At 38.6% G+C, this 19139-nt stretch carries 17 protein-coding genes; all 17 read right to left on the bottom strand.

Features of this window, described 5'->3' with window-relative positions:
- Positions 1-56: 56 nt before the first annotated feature.
- Positions 57-395: a hypothetical protein gene (locus tag TOL9009_RS0118310; RefSeq protein ID WP_029634069.1), complete on the bottom strand. Its 339-nt coding sequence runs from the start codon at positions 393-395 to the stop codon at positions 57-59.
- A 92-nt stretch (positions 396-487) separates the two neighbouring features.
- Positions 488-2236, bottom strand: a complete 1749-nt coding sequence (locus tag TOL9009_RS39670; RefSeq protein WP_038296422.1) for a GNAT family N-acetyltransferase — start codon at positions 2234-2236, stop codon at positions 488-490.
- 167 nt (positions 2237-2403) lie between these two features.
- Positions 2404-2727: a hypothetical protein gene (locus TOL9009_RS0118300; protein ID WP_029634068.1), complete on the bottom strand. Its 324-nt coding sequence runs from the start codon at positions 2725-2727 to the stop codon at positions 2404-2406.
- Between the two features lie 7 nt (positions 2728-2734).
- Positions 2735-2935: a hypothetical protein gene (locus TOL9009_RS43620; protein ID WP_072022148.1), complete on the bottom strand. Its 201-nt coding sequence runs from the start codon at positions 2933-2935 to the stop codon at positions 2735-2737.
- 71 nt (positions 2936-3006) lie between these two features.
- Positions 3007-3318, bottom strand: a complete 312-nt coding sequence (locus TOL9009_RS0118295; RefSeq protein WP_029634067.1) for a hypothetical protein — start codon at positions 3316-3318, stop codon at positions 3007-3009.
- Between the two features lie 114 nt (positions 3319-3432).
- Positions 3433-3705 carry a hypothetical protein gene (locus TOL9009_RS39665; protein ID WP_051502947.1) on the bottom strand — a complete coding sequence of 91 codons (273 nt, stop codon included), beginning with the start codon at positions 3703-3705 and terminating at the stop codon, positions 3433-3435.
- Positions 3706-4155: 450 nt separating this feature from the next.
- Positions 4156-4935: a peptidylprolyl isomerase gene (locus TOL9009_RS0118285; RefSeq protein WP_029634066.1), complete on the bottom strand. Its 780-nt coding sequence runs from the start codon at positions 4933-4935 to the stop codon at positions 4156-4158.
- Positions 4936-5126: 191 nt separating this feature from the next.
- Positions 5127-5324 (bottom strand): hypothetical protein, encoded by a 198-nt coding sequence (locus TOL9009_RS0118280; protein ID WP_029634065.1) that lies wholly within the window; start codon positions 5322-5324, stop codon positions 5127-5129.
- A gap of 273 nt (positions 5325-5597) precedes the next feature.
- Positions 5598-7133 carry an HlyD family efflux transporter periplasmic adaptor subunit gene (locus tag TOL9009_RS0118275; RefSeq protein ID WP_029634064.1) on the bottom strand — a complete coding sequence of 512 codons (1536 nt, stop codon included), beginning with the start codon at positions 7131-7133 and terminating at the stop codon, positions 5598-5600.
- Positions 7134-7441: 308 nt separating this feature from the next.
- Complete coding sequence (locus tag TOL9009_RS0118270) at positions 7442-10513, bottom strand: peptidase domain-containing ABC transporter (protein WP_029634063.1); 3072 nt, start codon at positions 10511-10513, stop codon at positions 7442-7444.
- A 72-nt stretch (positions 10514-10585) separates the two neighbouring features.
- Positions 10586-10942, bottom strand: a complete 357-nt coding sequence (locus TOL9009_RS39660; RefSeq protein WP_029634062.1) for a hypothetical protein — start codon at positions 10940-10942, stop codon at positions 10586-10588.
- A 301-nt stretch (positions 10943-11243) separates the two neighbouring features.
- Positions 11244-11474 (bottom strand): hypothetical protein, encoded by a 231-nt coding sequence (locus TOL9009_RS0118260; protein WP_029634061.1) that lies wholly within the window; start codon positions 11472-11474, stop codon positions 11244-11246.
- Between the two features lie 1205 nt (positions 11475-12679).
- The gene (locus TOL9009_RS0118255) at positions 12680-13420 is read right to left on the bottom strand and encodes a peptidylprolyl isomerase (RefSeq protein WP_029634060.1); all 741 of its coding nucleotides are present in this window, start codon (positions 13418-13420) and stop codon (positions 12680-12682) included.
- A gap of 214 nt (positions 13421-13634) precedes the next feature.
- A complete protein-coding gene (locus TOL9009_RS0118250) occupies positions 13635-14105 on the bottom strand; it encodes a HetP family heterocyst commitment protein (protein WP_029634059.1) in 471 nt (156 codons plus the stop codon).
- Between the two features lie 104 nt (positions 14106-14209).
- Entirely contained in the window at positions 14210-14413 is a 204-nt protein-coding gene (locus tag TOL9009_RS45820) for a hypothetical protein (protein ID WP_144238270.1), read from the bottom strand.
- 157 nt (positions 14414-14570) lie between these two features.
- Entirely contained in the window at positions 14571-14915 is a 345-nt protein-coding gene (locus TOL9009_RS0118240) for a glycoside hydrolase family 25 domain-containing protein (protein ID WP_029634058.1), read from the bottom strand.
- A gap of 627 nt (positions 14916-15542) precedes the next feature.
- The gene (locus tag TOL9009_RS0118235; protein WP_029634057.1) at positions 15543-18590 is read right to left on the bottom strand and encodes a cysteine peptidase family C39 domain-containing protein; all 3048 of its coding nucleotides are present in this window, start codon (positions 18588-18590) and stop codon (positions 15543-15545) included.
- Positions 18591-19139: the final 549 nt, after the last annotated feature.

The following is a 19139-nucleotide window of genomic DNA, read 5'->3' as shown; positions in this document are numbered from 1 at the left end:
TAGTAGATTGCATTTTCAGCAGGAATGAGCGCAATCTGAAACTGTGTCGTAAGCTGTCATTTGTTTGGTAGATCAATCGCTATTATCTTAACAATATCCAAATCAAAGTTTTGTCCTTCTAGAGAACGAGTTTTTACCTTCACTTTATCAAAGCCGTCAAGAGTGTAATCGACATCAGCGATAGGATCGTCGCCGATCGCCAGAGCTATTCCTCTACCCTTTAACTTAGAACCACCGTTACCCAAACCCCTGAGTGCAAGGTTTGTATCAGTGACAGCGAGAGAATTAGACCCTTCAACTGATGCATTAGCTTCTATAGTCGCACTAGCACCACCTAAAATAAACTCGCTTTCTGGAGCATTATCTAAATAGGATAAATCATTGATTAGCATCATGAGTCTTCTTTTTTAACTAAATAAATTGACGGGATTAGGTTTGTGTATTCCACTGAAAAAGTATTTGACTTTTTCTAAAATTTCCTGGCTCTCTAGGCAGGAATGAGAGTTTTTTGATCCCGGTTGCTTGCAGTTTGTTCTTGCAGCACCAGATCCAAATTATAGTGAGCTTCTGCCAAGTCAGGCTTCATAGAGATGGACTGCTGATAGTAGGCGATCGCCATTTTTAAATCTCCTGCTTGCCTACACTTAAAGCCTAAATCGTTGTTTATCGCTGCGTAATGAGCTTGTTTATCAGGGGAGAGCTTTCCTTGGGCATAAAGTGCATTGGCTAAGTTAACCTCAGCTTCAACGCAATCAGGCTTTAGTGAGAGTGCTTTTTGATAGCAGGCGATCGCATCTTCAATATCACCTCGTTGATGCAGTGCATAGCCAAGGTTATTGTATACGGCGATCGTATCAGGCTCTAGAGCTAAGATTTGATTATAGGTTTCTATCGCTTCCGATAATTGACCTTGAGTTTGATATAAATTCCCCAAGCTAAATAAAGCCTTGATAGAATTGGGCTGAATTTGAAGCAGGGTTTTTAGGAGATTTTCCGCAGTTTGGTACTCACCTTTTTGCCTCATCAACACCCCTAGTCCATAGAGTGCTTCCGGATGATTTGACTGAGTTTCCAGAATCTGACGGTATCCCTGCTCGGCTTTGGTGAGTTGGTTTGCTCGATGATCCTGAACACTCAAATGAAGCGCTAAAGGAATAATTCTGACATCAAGTTGTCTATTCTGGCAATCTTTGTATTTGACTACGATATGCTGAATCCGACGCTCTTTAGCCCCAAAAGAATACTTGTATTCTTCATTTCCCTTTAAAAAATCGTAAACTTTAAATCCATTTTGAATAGCGTATCGGATCGCCTCAGCATGGAGGATAAGTCCAGGTGGCGGATTTTTAAAAGTTTCATCGCGACCTGCGATGAAAAATAGCATGGATTTTTGATGAACATCAACAAAGTTAGCGATCGCTCCTAAAGGTGTGTCCCCTTTCCATAGAACCGGTAAATACAGACAGTTATTTTCAAAACAATGACGTAAAATAGCGCGAACGTAATCCATAATTACGTCACAGCTATCCCCTTTTTTATGTCTCCATTTTGACTCCCATAACCTGAGTAATATCTCAATATGAGACTTCAGATTGTTTGCATCAACGTGGGTAATATGAAACTCGTCAGAGCTTTCTATTTTCTTTAAAAAGCGCCTGATTTTTTGGCGAGTATTTGAACTGATATAGTTTTGCAGATATTGATTCCAGTTGTCTACCAATGAAACATAAGGGGCAATATAATTATCAGTATCTTTTCCCTGATTTTGAATGCGGTGTTGATTGAACTCAAATTTATCTCCAGAGAAATGCCTCAAGAAGAGGGACATTCGTGTATCTGTTTCTAAAATATTTTGTACATCGAAAGTAGACCATGTTAACTGCTGCTGGATGTCAGCAGCAAAGGCGGGAATTACCTCTTCTTCATAACCTGGTAGGCAAATAAGTCCCGTGTAATCTGCCACGCTATTTCCTAACATGTAGAGTTTAGTATAAAAGCCACCTCGATCCTGCTGTTCTAATACAATTTTCACCGGGAAAAATGCAACATAGGATGAATCCTGGGTATTTGGTTTGGCAGCAAATATGAACCACGGCTCATGTACCATCTGCAACCATCCAGACAGCCAAATCCAGGATAAGAAGAACTGAGCTTGAGGATCAGCCGCGTATACAGAATCCCAATTTTCTCTTATTTTCTTAAATTTTTCAAAATTATTAATTATGTCAATGTGCATATCGTTTTTGCCTCTAAATCCACATTCCGTACCCTAAAGTGTCATACTACGAATTTTGGACGGATCGCGTTACTCAAGTGAACCCATTTTTGTATAAAATTTAGCCTTTGTTGTGGATAAAAAACCGAAAAAACCGATTATCACAGTAGGGGGTGCAGAATGTTGGATTAATGGTTGGTTAAATCAAGTGAAATTGAAGTACTACTACTCCGAGATGAAGCAGTTTGGTTTCCAGTGTTTGCATATGCTGTGGCTGTTGCATCGGCTCTACTATAGTCAAGGAAACCCAAGTTTTCAACAGTTGTCTTGGTTTGAGTATCAGTATAAGTATTCTCACCGATGGCAACTGCACCTGCACCAGCTGTGGCATTTTTAAATCTGGCTGTTGTTGTGGTAACTGTACCAGCGTAAACTTTGCCACCTACTACAAGGATGCTTTCGTTAATCGAGTGTAAATAACTTAAGTCAGAGATGATTAAGAAATTTCTCACACTTACCTCACGATAAAGATGTTGATGAACTGCTGCTATTAGATTTTGCGTAACTGCTGGATCTATTACCAGATGAAACGCATACAGAAACACTTTGACTAATCTCAACCTCATCATCACTAGATGTTTGGACTACGCTTTTAGCCTCGGCAATTACTTTCCCATCAGGTGAGACTATGCGTTTAACCACAATTTTATGTTTAGTCATAATATTAACAAAAACTATTGTTTATTTTCAAAAAATAGCAATCACATTTTAGTGATTGCAGCAAATATTAACTAAGTAGAACGGCTGGCGAAGGAGACAGCATAATTAACATTATTTAACTGTCCAGTTGCTCCGCCCAATACTTGTTTACCATCTGGAGTTAAGGCACGATATCCATAATTTTGTCCGTTTGGATCGCTGAATTCTTCAAGTAAATATTCCCCTGTTATTTTTGAAGATTGTTTGGAAAATCCAGGAATATAAGTTATTAACCAGTCCAATATATCAAGTTTCCTTGCTGTATTTTCTGATAATCCGCCTCGAACTTGACTAATATTGGCTATTTCACAAAAGCTGATATCGGAAATTTTTAATTTGCTCATATGACTCCTTATGACTTATTAAATACTCGGAAAAAAACAGCCAAAAGCTATCTATAGTTTTTGGCTGTTTTCACGTAGAGCTATTTCGTTGCTCTAGTATTCAACGGTTAATAATTAGTTTGAAGCAGCAATAGAGGTGCTGCTAGAAGAATATGGAGTGGTAAAAGCGAAGGTTTGGGTAACAGTATTGTAACCTTGAGCTTCAGCTTCAGCAGTAGCTACGTTGCCGTCGATGTCAGCCTTTACATCAATATCTTTTTTGATACTGAGGTATTCCTTAACATAGAGGGTAGTTGACTTGTTATATTTACCACTGCCTAGATAGATACCACCAACAACAGCAGAACCTTCAGTAGCTTCCAAGTAGTTCAAATCTGAAATAATCATGGGTTTCTCCTGGGAATTAAAGTTAGTTTCTGGGAATTTTTATTGCGAACAACTTCTTTTTGTTGTTTGCGTCTTGAGCAAATAACTTATTTCCGTCGCTCACATTTTTAATATAACAGATTCCTTTTAAAAGTCAACAGGTTTTTCAGATATTTTTTAGAAATTTTTCTTTTATTTGTTAATGCAAATGCTTCTTAAAAATTAGCAGCAAAAAATAGGCAATAATATTTTGTGTTAATGCCTATACGCAATTTATTGATTATTTTTTAATTCTTTTGAAGCTGATAAGCCTTTAATAGCAAACTTTTTAAATAAAAAAATTTTATATTTATGTGGATGTGTATGAGATTTTTTACAAAAAAATACCATACATCCAATTTATATTGGACAAATTAATTAACAAATTACTGTCTTATAATTTATTTAATTACTATTAAGTAAAAAACTAAATTAAGCCTTTAGTAATTCATTTGGCAATTGTAAATTACTATCCGAGTCTAGCTGCGTAACGATTTCTAAACTTTCAAATTGTTGCTTTAGCCAAGCCGAAAACAATTCTGTAATAATTTGCTGACGTAACTGCTCATCTAATTGGGGTTGAATTATTTCTTCAATCCAAATTAGATAAACTCCTTTTTGGGTGCTAATGGGTTTGAGAATTTCTGGTGGACTTGCAGCAAATACAGCCGCTGCAATTTCTGGACGAAAATCTTTACGGTGTTTAAGTCCTTGATATCCACCAGCACGACGAAGTTCTGGTTCTTGAATATATAAACGGGCAATTTCTTGAAAAGTAACTTCGCCTTCTTCTAGGGCATAAAACAGTTCTAAAGCCAAGTCTCTATCATCCAAAATGATTTCATAAGTGACAGCGGCAACATAGTCAACTTGGTGTTCATAGAAAACTCTTTCTACTTGAGTCGAAAAAAGATGATTCGCTAACTTTTCATAAAGAACCTTGTCGTGAAGTAATTCTTCAAAGTCATTCAAAGATAGATGATATTTTCTCAGCCAATTCCAAGTATCTTTAGCTTTGACTAGTTTGTGTTCTAGCCGGAGTTTTTCACTTTCTTTTTGGATTTCTTCCTCCTCTACTTGAATACCAGCTTCTTGAGCAGCTTCGGCAATAATTTTTTTAAATGCGATAGCTTCTAGAAAATTAGGAATCTGACAGGATAGCTTGAGGCTGCGAATGATGTCTGAATTAGAGATAGTTAGATGTTGAGGCATAATATAATTCCTCCACTTCTTCAGGACTTACGCAACAACAACGTAATTTCGTAAAGCTCACCGGGGAAAACTTCCCCCAGTAGACTTGATGTCATTGCGCTCGTGGCATTGTGAGTGCGTAAGTCCTATTCTTTGTTATTAAACAGGGATTTTGAAGCCGAGTCTAGGTCACTTTGGTTCTAACAATGGTTCTATGCAGATGCAGATATCGTTGATAATTCCTTATCAATCTTTTCTGCTAGTTTATAAGCCATTAATTTGGGATTTCGGTAGTTACTGGCAGTTTTTCTAAATCCCCATCGTCTAGCTTCAACTTCGGAAACTCCAAACTCTGCGGCTAGTTTGTGGTAAGACCAGCCATATTTTCTCATTAGCTCAATTGGATGCATACAATAACCTTCCTCTTGCAATAGCTATATCTACATTTCAGGTAAGTTCCCGGCACTGGTAAATCTCAGACGGATTTAATATCTGAAGTACTCGGACAGAATTGATCAGACATCAACCGAATTTAAATATGCGTTATCTAGAACCCTTAGAGATGTAGCAGTGCTACGTCTCTACATTCTTTTTCCTTCACACCAAACAATAAGGGGGTAGATTGATTTTTTCAAAGTGCCGTAAAATAATCAGACTTGATACCCGTAAATTGAAAGTATCAACTACATCTCCAAACCGCCTTTTTGGAGCTTCTTAAACGGATCTAAAACGAAGTCAATCACCCGTCGTTGACGAATAATGACCTCAGCATTTGCAGTCTGTCCTGCACTTAATGGAATACGTTTTTTACCATTTTCGATATACTGCTGGTCTATGGTGACTTCTAACTCAAAGTTTTCTGTATTTCCTTGGGGTGTTTGACTAACTTTAGAGTCGGGAGAAATCCAAGTAAGTTTTCCTTGGACGATGCCATATTCTTGGAAAGGATAGGCATCAAACTTGATTTTGACAGGCATTCCCACCTTCAAGAAACCGCTATCTTGACTGGGTATCTGAGCCTTGAGTACGAAGTTAGTATTTTTGGGTGCAATTTGGGCAATCCTCTGTCCTGGTTGGACAACTGCTCCCGGTTTAGTGGTGGGAAATTCAAAAATCACACCATCAATAGGCGATCGCACGATTCGTTGCTGCATTTGCAGCTTTAAGGATGTTATCTGGCTTCCAGCTTGGGCAATTTGGGATTGTAATGTCCCAATTTGTGTATCTAAATCTTTCACTTGTTGCTGATTTCTCAACATAGCTAGTTTCCCGGTTTGCAATAGACTTTGATAGCTATTTTGTTCTTCTTGTAATCGAAGATTTGCTTGCTTAATATCTGACTCCAACTGACTCATTGTGGACTGATAGCGATTTTGTTCTTCAGCTAAACGTAATTGAGCTTGTTTGATGTCAGATTTAGCTTTTTCATAAAGTCGTTTGCTTTCTTCTTCTTCTTTTTTGAGTTGGTCAACTTGGTTTGTCGAAACGGCACCATCGTTAACAAGCTGGCTAAAACGTTGCACTTGTCTTGAATCTATACTCAAACGATTTTGAGCCGATTTCTCGTCATTTTTAGTGGTGCTAATTTGCTGCTGTGCTTGACTGACTAATGCCTGTTTTTCTAACTTTTGTAAGTTATAAATACTTTGTTTCGCATCCAGATTTTGCTTTGCCTGGTTGACTTGAGAGATTTTTTCTAAGGCTTGCGATTGATTTTGTTGCTCCTGAACGCTAAGGGTTAATTGCAGTTGTTTTTTGATGACATCGAGTTGCGCTACTTGATTTTGTAAGCCTTGCAACTTTTCTTTGACTTGTTCCATATCGGTTTGCAAAATATCCGATTCAAGTTCCAACAGAACCTGTCCTGCTTTCACGCTGTCCCCTTCTTTTACTTTGACAGCTTTGACGCTGCCACCTATGGATGTGTCTAACTTTTGGGTTGCACCTTTTGGTTCTATACGTCCTCTGGCACTTCCTGTTTCATCTACCTTTGAAAGCGTTGCCCAAGGTAACAAGACAAATGCAAAGCCTACCAGCACATACAACACACCACGAGTCCAAACTCTAGGTAAGGCATCCAACAGTTCTTCGGTGCCGTAGTACAAGTCTTGAGCGTTATCTGATGTTTGGGCAGATTCTTTGGAGTGCGTATAACTTTTATACTCATCCCCCTCATCTTGGGGGAGTGGGGATGACGAATTAACAGATGCATATGGCATAGTTCTATTTCCCAGAATAGGGTATGGGAGAGTTAAGTCTAAGAGGATGTTTGAAAAGTCCTCTTGTTGGTAGCAAAACGTTTTAGATCCCCCTAAATCCCCCTTTTTAAGGGGGAATTTAATTCCGGTTCCCCCCTTTTTAAGGGGGGTTAGGGGGGATCAACAAGTGCCTAAAATCACAGTTAACTACTTTTCAAACAACCTCTAAAATCCTTGGTAGAGACGCGAAATTTCAATCCTTGGTAGAGACGCGAAATTTCGCGTCTCTACAGGTCTAAAATCAGTAACACCAAGCGTATTACCTAGACTCAACCTGCTTGAGCTAGTTGTTGTTGATTCAAGTAGTAATAATGACCTTTTTTGGTAATTAATTCATCATGAGTACCGCTTTCTACTAATACGCCTCGATCTAAAACTAAAATCAAATCAGCATTGCGGACAGTAGAAAGGCGATGGGCAATAATTACACTTGTGCGTCCTTTGAGAATTGTTTTCAGGTTGTTCTGAATAATACGTTCTGATTCGGAGTCTAAATGACTGGTAGCTTCATCAAAAAGTAATAAACGCGGATTTCCCAACAAAGCGCGAGCGATCGCTAGACGTTGGCGTTGTCCGCCAGATAACATACCACCAGCTTCACCTATTTGGGATTCATAACCCATTGGCAGTTTCTGAATAAATTCATCAGCTCCTGCAAATCGTGCTGCTTGAATAATTTCTTCTAATGATGCTTCTGGGTGAGCGATGGAGATGTTTTCACGAATGGTACTACCAAACAGAAAGGTATCTTGATCGACTACACCAACTTGAGAACGGAGCGATCGCAACGATACGCCACTGATATCATGACCGTCAATCAATATTTTGCCATCTGTCGCCGGGTATAAACCTAAAATCAATTTACTCAAGGTTGTTTTTCCCGAACCACTGCGTCCGACAACTGCCACCATTTGATTGGGCTGAATTTCAAAAGTAAGATTTTCCAGCACATTCGTTTCACTTTCTGGGTGATAGCGGAAGGTGACATTCTGAAAGCGGATATTACCTTTAAGTCTATCCAGTGACTTGCGGGGTTTATTTTGTAAGTCTTCTTCTGGTTCCGCTTCTAAAACATCATTAATCCGTTCGGTGGAAATAACGATTTCCTGCAATTCATTCCACAGTCCAGACAGCCGTTGAAAAGGACTCAAGACGTTACCCACCAACATATTGAAAGCAACTAATTGCCCAACGGTGAGATCCCCTTGAATCACCTGCCATGCACCAAACCACATCAATCCTGTATTCACAAAGGTTTGGATCGTACCACTGAGAATTTGCAAGCGGATGCCGATTATCTGGGCGTTAAAGCCTTTTTTGATCAAACTATGCAGCAGTTCTTCCCAATGCCACCGCACCGTCTGTTCAATTGACAATGAGCGAACTGTGCGAATACCGGTCAGCGATTCTATGAGGTAGCTATTTTCTTTAGCACCAGCGTTAAAAATCTCTCTGGAAATGCGGCGTAAAATATTGGTGCTAGCTAGTGCCAAGATAAAAAATGGCGGCACAGTACACAGCACAAATAATGCCATTCGCCAGCTATAACTAAACATCAAAGCTAGATAGACAACCAATGTCAGCATATCCAGGATGATTGAGAGTGTCTGCCCAGTTAGAAAACGCTGAATTTTCTGGTTTTCTTGGATGCGAGAGACAATATCCCCGACATAACGCGACTCGAAATAAGAGAGGGGCAAGCGCAGGGTATGTTTGATAAAACCTACCAGTAAGGAGAGACTAACGCGGTTTGCCGTGTGATACAGCAGATATTGCCGCACTCCATTCATGGCGATACTAAATAAGCCAAAAACGATCATTCCCACCCCGATAGCGTTTAAGGTGGCAACGCTGCGTTGTACAAGCACTCTGTCTAGCAACAACTGGGTGAATACCGGCGTTACTAGTCCAAATAGCTGCATCAGCACGCTTGCCAAAAAGACTTCTATTAGTACCCGGTAGTGGGGTTTGACTAACTCAAAAAACTTCCAAAAGCCTGTACTTTCGGCTTTGGCTTCTTTGAGCAGAGATGTGGGTTGCAATAACAATGCATACCCTGTCCAGCCTGTGTTAAATTCGCTTTTGGTTAATGTGCGTTGTCCAAGGGCAGGATCGCCTACTATGACTCGCTTTTTCGTAATTTCATAGACGACGATGAAGTGCTTACCTTCCCAGTGAGCGATCGCTGGCAAAGATTGTTCTGCAACTTTATCTAGACTGGCTTTCACCGGACGGGTGGTAAAACCCAGGCTTTCTGCTGCCGCTGCTAAAGCACGTAAAGATGCCCCACTGCGGTTGACGTTGGTCATATCCCGCAAGCGATTGACACTAAAGTGCTTGCCCCAATAGTGACCAATCATCACCAAGCAGGCAGAGCCGCAATCTGAAGCGCTTTGTTGAGCATAAAATGGATAGCGCTTGGTGAGGCGTCCCCACCAATGCCCTGCTCGCACTTTGGGACTAGGAAAGAAAGGACGCTGTTTTTTTGGCTTTTCTTTTGATTTGGGATCGCGCTGGGGAAAGGGAATGATTTTAGCAGATGTATCAAAATGTTCTTTTGAACTTGACCTGCTTTTTCGCTGCGGACGTTCCACTGAGGCAGACTTAACAGAGGTGGAATTGATAAAAGACCCTAATTCCGGGCAGTGTTGCAGTGCCGCAGACACATCGTCACTTTTGAGAATATAAGCGATCGCTTTTTCTTTGACGTGCCAATTATTGTTATCAATTGCACATATATTACCAGGGATCAAACAGCGTCCGTCAGTATGTTGCAATTGACCGCGACGCAAGAGCAATATCTGACAACCTTGAAATACTGTTGCTGGTATCGGTCCTAGCTCTAGGTAATGCCGTGAAAAATAAGATAAGGCTTTGAGCATTCCCGGAACAGCAGAAGTATGTCCCGCAAGTTGAGAGTTTTGCCGACATAACAGCATTAAATCCCAAATTTCGGCGCGTTCTCTGATGCGATCGCTTATACTTGGATGTTGGCGAATAACGAATTGCAGCGCTTCTAAGGGGATATAGCCAAGCTTTAAATTAACAGAAGCTCTCGCAGCGTAACTTCTCAACTCTTCTTCGGGAAACAGAGTTACCTCACCAAATGATTCCCCAACACAAAGAGTAGTAATTAAGTCCTGAGCGCTATCTAAAAGTCTGCATTTACCTGCCAGGATAATGTAAATTCCCGGCTTTGCTTCTGCTGCTTGCCAAAACTCCTTAGAAGAAGGTGGTTCAACAATTTCAAGCAATGCCAAACACCTATCAAGTTCTGCTTCCTCAAGCGTTTCACCCCAAATTTGGGTAAGTTGTTGAGTTAACTGTTGCCGTGAAAACATAGTTTCCTCCTGCAAATTTCAGATAATAGTCAAGAGTTTTTAATATTTGACTAAAGATTAATCGAAACTAAGTTAGGAGTTAGTTTGCCAGTTGCAGATATTAACTCCCACATGCTTAGAGGAGTGAATTTTTCCTTCTTTGTGAAGTGGATGCGATCGCGTCCTTACGTACAGCAGGTATCGCTCATTCCATCCGACAGCAATCAAATACCGCAATATTTCTGCTAAACAACTTAATATTTTATACTTTTGCGTTGGAAATTCATCCGTGGAAGCCAGGAATATAATTTTTCTCTGAAAACTATATTTTGGCTGCAAATTCGCACCGAAATTCTTTACCCGATCTTGACATCCAAAAGGTGTTAACAATTTGCTTTTTTGCAAGTCGTATCTCTCAACAGCCTTGTCTTTAAAGAAATGTTGTGACATAATTTAATCCAGTTGTCGTCAACGTAAAACGTGGGCAAGTTCGTCTACAGCAGCTGTTTCTCTAAGCCGGCAAGCTAAAGTTTTACAGCTGTTTGCATTAATTAGCCTTTTAGGACTAATTAATTCGTTACTTGATGTGCAACTAACACCGGGTTTCCCCCCTGTGCTTTGCGAGTCTAGGGGGGTTATTACCGGGTTGTATCATTTTGTGCGTCAATATCCAAGGTTAATTAGATTCTCTGGAAATATAGCGACGCTTAAAAATTTTTAGTTACATGGCATTATGTTTTTATTTTCTTCCCTAAGCAAATATTTTCACTGAAAACGTTGCTAGATAAGGTAAGAGGTTTAGATATGTTTTTGCATCGGCAAAATCATTAAATGCGTAGATAGGCATAAGTTTTAGCTCTACTTTACCTTGTCCTCGATTTTCTTTTTCAATGCTGCTGATAAAGGTTCGCAAAATTAAGACTGCAAAACGAATTTTCAGCCAGCAGTAGTAAGCAACCTTGACAAAACATGCATAAACCATAGCTATTGAGTCCCTGATAAACAACAGTATCTGACACAGCACCTCAACTAGTGAATTAGTCGCTAGTTAAACATAGAATTTGTCAGACTTTTAGAACTTATATCAATGCGTAAGTTTTATTGTATTAATTTTAACCTCACTTTCTCAACGTCGGTTAAGCTTAGAGAGCTTTTTTCTGTTATGGGTATTGAAAAATCAACTTATGCACTTTTAGGATAAAAACGAGAAAAATCTCAGAAATTTATTCCAACCGGAATTTGATGTTCAGCAAATACTAAAGGTAAAGGCTGTAACGCGGTTGTCAAGTTGGTTCACACAACCGCTTGTTTACGAAGTGCATCAGTTCTAGCTTGACAAAAATCTGATTGACAAATGTTGTAACTCTTTTAACATAGCTCATCAGTAAATATTTGTAATATAGTTAATGAGGGTCTGCTAAAAAGTCTTATTTTGATCAGGACTTACGCACGAACTACGTATTTCCGTCCCTATCGACGCAAGGAAGCAATCTCAAAGTCTTGTTTTCTCGTAACAAGTGCGTAAGTCCTATTGATTATCTGATTGAACTCTAGATTACAGGTGATAGATACTCCTCAAAATATTTCAACTTGTTAAAAATGGTTAAGAAAATACTTTTCAACTGTTCTAGCCATGATTAATTTTTTCGTTAGCTTACCATTACCTCTTTTATAATCACCAGATTCTTAATGAATTTGAAATGATCTAAAAGTCAATTTCAGCTACAAAGGGATAGATTCTGATATTATCCACTCTCACACTTCTTTGTTAATAATACATTTCGGTATATTTAGTCAAGATATTCTGATAATGAAATCAAATCTTTATCGCAACTTTATAATTTATTAAAATGTTCATATTCTATTGTATTTAACATCACCAAATAACTTTGAGTTAATTTAAATTTTATTAACTTTGCTTGTGATAAACGTTTTATCACCTATAATTTCCAAGTTCAAATCTGTTTATGTCAAATTTTATTTTTTACAGGCAAAATTTAATCTAAAAATAGATTAATTATATTAAATGACATTTGTGCATCTACCTAAAGGAGTAAAATTTTATATTTTTTATATTCACATATGTATATTTTAAGCATCTATCATAAGTATGAAAAATTATAGTCTGACTCATATCTCACAAGAAATAAGCTTTAATCGGACTTTTCTCGACGTAGGTAGCTATATTTATAATTGTGATAAATTAAGCATATAATCTAACTCCGTAGCTAGCCACTGCTGAAACATATTATTTAGAATTTCTTGATATCTTTCAGGTGATAATTCAGCACTAATCAACTCTTCAACCATTAAAAGATGATAACCTCGGTCGGTTTTCACAGGTCCAATCAACTGAGATGGTATTGTTGTAAATACAATAGCAGCTATATCTGCCTCTATGGAACAACGGTAGACTTTTCCTTCGTAACCGCACTTCTTTCGGCGATTATCATCAATATCATAAAGGTGAGCTGCATCATAAAAACTGATTTCACCTTCTTCAATTTGATAGTAAAGTTCTTGAGCTAATTTTTGGGAATCAACAATGATTTGATAAAAGATAACTTGCTCAAAACTCTGACGATTTTGGAGAAAAAAACTTTCTACTTCTTTAGCAAACAATGTCTGAGCCAATTTTTGTGACAGTAGATGATTGCGGATTCCGACTTCCCAATCATCCGAACTAATTAATTCATCTGTTAACCATGACAAAGTATCTGTAGCTTTTTCCAAACGCTTTTCACGACGTTGACGATTTGCTTCTGCCTCAATTTCCTCTGTCGTGACAATAATCCCTCTTTTTTGTGCAACCTGACATATCACCTTTTGAAACAAAATCTTTTGACAGACTTGTTTGAAATTGATTTCGCTTTTGAGGAAGTTGACAATCTCCTCCGGTTCAACAACTAATTTTGAAATTTCATTCATGAGTTTTTAATTATCATAGCTTTGGCGAAAGCTAATAGGGCATATAAGTTATTATTACCGAGGTGAAGAATGTGGAAGCAAAAAAGGAAAAGGTTAAAAAGTATAGAGTTATTTTATTTCCGTACCTTTCCCCTTTTTTCCTTTTCTCTTTCCCCTTCTTCCTTCATCCATGCCCTATTCTCAATTACCAAAGCTATAAGTTTCTGACACACTGTTAATTAAGATTACAGAATTTTTCGGAAAATTCTGGAGCGATTTCTGGTCTTAATTCAGATTTTATGGCTTGATGCTCATGAATCTGTGTTCCCAACTGTTGATCTAAACCGCGACCACGAATTTCTGTTTGATGTTTGCCAACCACTTCTAAATAAGCTAGGTCTTTCATTTTGCTTAAGCAACTAGGTGAAAGATTACCTTCAGACCTTTTTTCGGAAGATGATTTGACGATTTGTAAATTTTCGTTGTGCTGTTGATTTGACCTTATCTGCTGAGTGTTTTCTTTGAGCAATCGATTATAGGTGCGGTAGGGAATGTAATGTAAAGGATTGTACCCGGCGAAACGTAGCATCAAAACACAAGCCCAGGAATACTTTCCGGCAAGAATGGCTTCAACTACCTGGTCTAATTGCTCAGGATTAATTGGCTTATTTAATTTGTGACTAATGTTGGTAATATCTTGATTCATGGTTTTAGGTGTCTTGGATTAAGTACTTAACTGTGGCTTTGATTTTTGGTGGCAAAATTGAAAGAGTGCATCAAGAGCGCTTTGTGAGCAGCTACTTGATTAGCTCATTCGGGGATGGGTTGGTAGATGATTGCGTGTGACAAAGAGCGATCGCTATAAAAGCTCTTCAACATCAAATTTGATTTGCACCTTGATGTTTGTTGACAAAATCTGCTGATTGCTAAAGCATTCCTAAGCAATAAAACTAAGCGGGAGCATCCTGGATAATTATTAAGAGCGATCGCACAAACGTTTGTGCCACTTACCAAAGTGACCTCTCACAGATGCGCCATTTTACAGTTTCCTGGTTTTTTTTGCATCTAGGTTCATTTCTGACCTGCTTGCTTGACTTGAGATTTCAACTGCATTTACTAAAATGATTTTTTCCATAAGCTGACCATTGATGGGAAACTCGACTGTTTGTAATCAAGTTTGTGCTTGTCCTGCCGCAATCCTGTCTGATTCCCTTTGGTGTAAAGGCAATGAACTAAGCCGAAGAGTCAGACTAAAAGCTGTTGCTTGGCTGTAAGTCAAAGGTAAATTTTTACCTTTCGTCATGACAGATGACTGGCAAGAAAAAGTCTGGGTGTGGCTTTTGGTAGATACAGCTTTGTCAAAAATTAAAATTGTGCCAACTCCTAATTTAATTCCTTTTCCCTGATAAATAGATGTATTAAAACTTACATTTTTGTTAGGAGGGCTTAAGAACAAACCGATGGTTTTCAGACTGGCAAAGATAAAATCTTCATCTTCAATCGTTAAGAGTAACATTTGTATTTATACTATTTTTTGCGGTTAATGTCATCTGCCATTTTGGCATTTTATAAGTCAAATTTACAGTTCATCTTGTGAGATTTACTTAAGTATTGTGCAACTTTATATTTTGTCCTTTATTAATTAGTTTATAGGGGGTTACACCCCTCATTTAATAATTAGTTGAGACTCTTTCTTGGTTGTCTTTATTGTCAAGTGTGCTATTAAATAAAATTCTTAATAAGACATAAACAGAAGTATATTTATGGTATTTTTTAAACCAATATTATTGATTCTTATCAATAATTCATTTGATAAAATTTTATATTATTGCTGTGGCAAGTTTTACCCTAACAGCTTACTCGTAAAGACTTTAGCTGTTATGACATAATTGAAAAATCAGCATAAAGAGCTTATAAGTTTTGCATAAAAATTTGCAATAAAATATAGATAATTAGTTGTGAAATGTGAGTAAAGATGATATAATGTTATAACCCATAAAAATAAATTTTTGACAAAAAAGACGCAGCAAATTAACCCAGTAAATTGTTGAGTTATTTAGTAAATTAGATTAAGTAGTGAATTTAACTAAAGTATTTCTGAATATAAATGTTTTGAATTTGAGACAAAAGAATACCAGTGAGATTACAGGTGCATTTGCTGTTGAGATAAGTGGTAATAAATACCGTTAATTGCCATCAGTTCCTGATGAGTGCCCTGCTCAACAAGAATACCTCTGTCTAAGACAAGTATGCAGTCAGCATTGCGAACGATACCGAGATGATGGGCAATCAAAAAAGTGGTGCGATTCAACCAGGCTAAATTTTGTTTAAACTGACGTTGTGATGCATCAATCAATATTCGGGGATTTCTCACAAGGGAGCGAGCGATCGCTATTTTTTTTAGCTGTTCATCAGATAGCATCAAACCTTGTCCCCCCACTTTGGTGTTGTAACCGTCGTGCAGCGCTTCGATAAAGGTGTGTGCTTCGGCTAACTTGGCAGCTGCGATCGCCTGATCGAGAGTAAACTGCGAGTCAAATAGGGTAATATTTTCCCAAATCGTCCCGGAAAACAGAAAACACTCTTGTTGCACCACACCTAACTGACTTCGCAACGATTGAAGAGAAACATCTGCAATATCATGTCCATCAATTAAAATCCTTCCGGTGCTTGGAGGATATAAATCAGCCAGCAAATTTACTAAAGTGCTTTTACCCGCATCGCTAGCACCAACAATGCCAATCGTTTGTCCAGGTTTCACCTGAAAAGAAATATTTTGCAAAATGTGCTGTTCACCTTGGTTGTAACTAAAAGACACATTCTCAAAAATTACCTCACCCTGAATCGGTGGCAGCACCGATAGGGGTTTTTGAGGATTTTCTTCAGGGACGCAAGCAAAGACATCATTCAGCTTTTCTATGGAAATCAGCACCTGTTGGAACTCATCCCACACTTTCACCAAAGCCAAAACTGGGTTGAGGACATTACTATATGCGATGTTAAAAGCGACAAACTGACCAATCGTCATTTGCTCGCTCATTACCAGAGTCGCTCCGCACCACAACACCGCTGTAGCACCGAGGTGATTAAGCAAATTGCTAATTAGTTGCAAGTTGTTAGCTAGTTTCTGCCCCTGAAACCGCACTTTCAACATATCCAGAAAGCGCTCTTGCCAACGGGAATTGATTGAGCTTTCCGCTGCTGCGCTCTTGATGGTGGTAATACCTGCGATCGCTTCAACTATTGATGAATTTTGCGCTGCTGCTGAAACCGCGATTTCTCGCGACACTCGATTGAGCAACGGATTTGCTGCTAAATTCAAAATTGCGATCGCTAAAACAAACAGCGAAACCAGCAATGTCAGCGGCAAGTTGTAAAAACTCATCAATCCGATATAGACAAAAGCAAAAAGTGCATTTATAATTGCACTCACAGCATGACGAGTGAGGAACTGTTGGATTTTACGGTTTTCCTGAACATGGCTGATTATATCTTCGACTTGGCGAGAAGCGAAAAATTGTAACGGCAGTTTTAGCGTGTGGCGAATAAAATTGCCAATTAATGTCAAGTCGATTTGGTTCGCAAAATAGTCTAGAAGGTGTTGATAGACTGCGGAAAACCCTATACGGCAGATGCCAAAAAAAAGAAAGCTGCCAACAAGCACATTTAATGTGATGCTGCTTTTCAATGGCATCATGTCGAGAAACAACTGAGCAAATAAAGGAGTTACCAGCCCAAAAATCCCTAACAACAATGAAGTGAGAATAATTTTCTTTAAAAGCTGGCGGTAATCCCAAAATAACTGTAAATAGGGCGTATGTGAAATTTTTTCGCTTTCAATCGCTTGGAAGCGTTCTGTGGGATTTAAAAGCACAGCATATTCTGTCCAGCCAGCGGTAAATTCTTGTCGCGAAAGTGATCGCTTACCGATTGCCGGATCGCAAATGATGACGCGATCGCCTTTAACTTCCCAAACAACTACGTAGTGAATTTGTTGCCAGTGGGCGATCCAAGGGCTAGTTTGCCATTCCAACTTACTCAAAGAAGCCCGCACAGTAAGCGTATCATATCCCAAGGTTTCTGCGGCTGCGGCTAAACCCCAGAGAGACGCACCGGTTTGGTCTATCTGTGCTAAATTACGCAAAGTGTTCATTCCTAAGCGTTTACCCCAGTATTGGCAAACCATCGCCAAACATGCTGCACCACAATCTGAAGAAGTGTGCTGTTGAATAAACGGATAGCGACACCATAAGGAAGCGATTGACCAAGGTGGGTTTGCTTGGGGAAACTCTAACTCTAAGTTGCTATAAGATGTCAATAGAGGAAATGTCTTTGCAATCGGCTGTTCTTCTTCGATTTCCTGTTGATTTGCTGTGCCAGTTTGAATAAGTGGCTGCTGATTGGCTAATTGAGGAGCCAAAGAAGCCAATTCCCAATTTTCTCGCGGTAGGTGATATAATAGTAGATCAGTTTCGGCAATCCAAGTTGCTAGGGTCATCGAATATCCCCAGCTTTCCCCGACAGATGGTGGCTGAATGTCTGATGAAGTGCGAATCTTGCCACTTGCCAGCCAAAAGCGTCCTTGGTCAGGTGGAATTGCATCATCTAAAGATGAACCAGCAATTATCTTGATTTGTTTGAAGTTGGGTAAGAGTTTTTGTAGTTTTTGGCTGGTTTGCGAACGAAATTCTGTATGGGTTTTGAAGAAAATCAGCGTTTGTCGCTCATAAGCTGTTTGCCGTAAATAATCTTTAAGATTGGGTATTTGACTGAACCACGGTTTTAAGTCATTTAGGGTAATGCAAGCAATCAAACCCGGAGTTGATGCGATCGCTCTATATTGTAAAGATTGATTAATGAAAAAATCGTCTGCCCCAAAAACCTGCTCTGCTACAAGCAACTGAGTTGACACTTTTCGTCTTTGAGTTGCGTCAAAGCCTAAAAGTCGCACTTTTCCACTGCAAACTAAGTAAACAACATTACGGCTATCTTCGTCTCCAAAGATACGGTAACTTGTCAAATCGTCACCTAGCTGAAATTCCAGAATTTTCCAAAAAGAGCTAAAGTCAAATGCTAGATTTGTATTACCAGCAACTAACCTCAACAATCCGAGGATAGCACGGGGAGTGGGATGCTGATTACTTGTATATTTCAGCTCTCCCTGAACTCTTAACGATGAAAAGGAGTTCATGGCTTAATCTTAATATCTTTTAGTAAACTTTTTAACTTTGGCAGAGCGTGCTATTATATACCAGAAAAACACTGATAATTACTTCAGCCGATTGGGTTTAGCTTTATTCCAATAGCCTCTGAAAAACGCAATTTATTGTGTTTTTAATTACTAATTGCTTTTCTATCATTTTTCGGCGGCTTTTATTGAAAAAACTGTATAAAATTAAACATTTGTTTGGTAAACCCAATTACTTATTCTACCAGTGTATTAATTGTCATCTAGTGCATTATTAGAAAATTTCGCCTATCCCCGTTAATAACCCTTCCATACCTTATCAAAATTTAACTTATCCTTTAACCGGAATTTCCAAAAATAATCAAGCAAATAACTACTATAACTTGTCCTCTTTTAGTTTAAACATAGATTGCGGATAAATGTAATTGAAAAGGATTCATTTGTATTCCACATTTTTATAGATAAAGTTTTCACAGATTGTGGCTTCACAAAAAAATCCTGATAAAAGCATTTATTTTCAAAAAAATTGTGCATTGTGAACATTATTGGTTA

It is taken from the genome of [Scytonema hofmanni] UTEX 2349, assembly GCF_000582685.1.
Lineage (GTDB): Bacteria > Cyanobacteriota > Cyanobacteriia > Cyanobacteriales > Nostocaceae > Hassallia > Hassallia hofmanni.
This window is presented reverse-complemented; position numbering and strand designations above follow the sequence as displayed.

What these genes read in the sequence shown, in the direction of transcription:
- TOL9009_RS43620 (WP_072022148.1), bottom strand. Translation starts at nt 2,935, where the DNA reads ATGACTAAACATAAAATTGTGGTTAAACGCATAGTCTCACCTGATGGG.
- TOL9009_RS0118240 (WP_029634058.1), bottom strand. Translation starts at nt 14,915, where the DNA reads ATGTTACTCTTAACGATTGAAGATGAAGATTTTATCTTTGCCAGTCTG.
- TOL9009_RS0118250 (WP_029634059.1), bottom strand. Translation starts at nt 14,105, where the DNA reads ATGAATCAAGATATTACCAACATTAGTCACAAATTAAATAAGCCAATT.
- TOL9009_RS0118285 (WP_029634066.1), bottom strand. Translation starts at nt 4,935, where the DNA reads ATGCCTCAACATCTAACTATCTCTAATTCAGACATCATTCGCAGCCTC.
- TOL9009_RS0118275 (WP_029634064.1), bottom strand. Translation starts at nt 7,133, where the DNA reads ATGCCATATGCATCTGTTAATTCGTCATCCCCACTCCCCCAAGATGAG.
- TOL9009_RS0118295 (WP_029634067.1), bottom strand. Translation starts at nt 3,318, where the DNA reads ATGAGCAAATTAAAAATTTCCGATATCAGCTTTTGTGAAATAGCCAAT.
- TOL9009_RS39665 (WP_051502947.1), bottom strand. Translation starts at nt 3,705, where the DNA reads ATGATTATTTCAGATTTGAACTACTTGGAAGCTACTGAAGGTTCTGCT.
- TOL9009_RS0118235 (WP_029634057.1), bottom strand. Translation starts at nt 18,590, where the DNA reads ATGAACTCCTTTTCATCGTTAAGAGTTCAGGGAGAGCTGAAATATACA.
- TOL9009_RS0118260 (WP_029634061.1), bottom strand. Translation starts at nt 11,474, where the DNA reads ATGGTTTATGCATGTTTTGTCAAGGTTGCTTACTACTGCTGGCTGAAA.
- TOL9009_RS0118310 (WP_029634069.1), bottom strand. Translation starts at nt 395, where the DNA reads ATGATGCTAATCAATGATTTATCCTATTTAGATAATGCTCCAGAAAGC.
- TOL9009_RS0118280 (WP_029634065.1), bottom strand. Translation starts at nt 5,324, where the DNA reads ATGCATCCAATTGAGCTAATGAGAAAATATGGCTGGTCTTACCACAAA.
- TOL9009_RS0118255 (WP_029634060.1), bottom strand. Translation starts at nt 13,420, where the DNA reads ATGAATGAAATTTCAAAATTAGTTGTTGAACCGGAGGAGATTGTCAAC.
- TOL9009_RS0118270 (WP_029634063.1), bottom strand. Translation starts at nt 10,513, where the DNA reads ATGTTTTCACGGCAACAGTTAACTCAACAACTTACCCAAATTTGGGGT.
- TOL9009_RS39660 (WP_029634062.1), bottom strand. Translation starts at nt 10,942, where the DNA reads ATGTCACAACATTTCTTTAAAGACAAGGCTGTTGAGAGATACGACTTG.
- TOL9009_RS39670 (WP_038296422.1), bottom strand. Translation starts at nt 2,236, where the DNA reads ATGCACATTGACATAATTAATAATTTTGAAAAATTTAAGAAAATAAGA.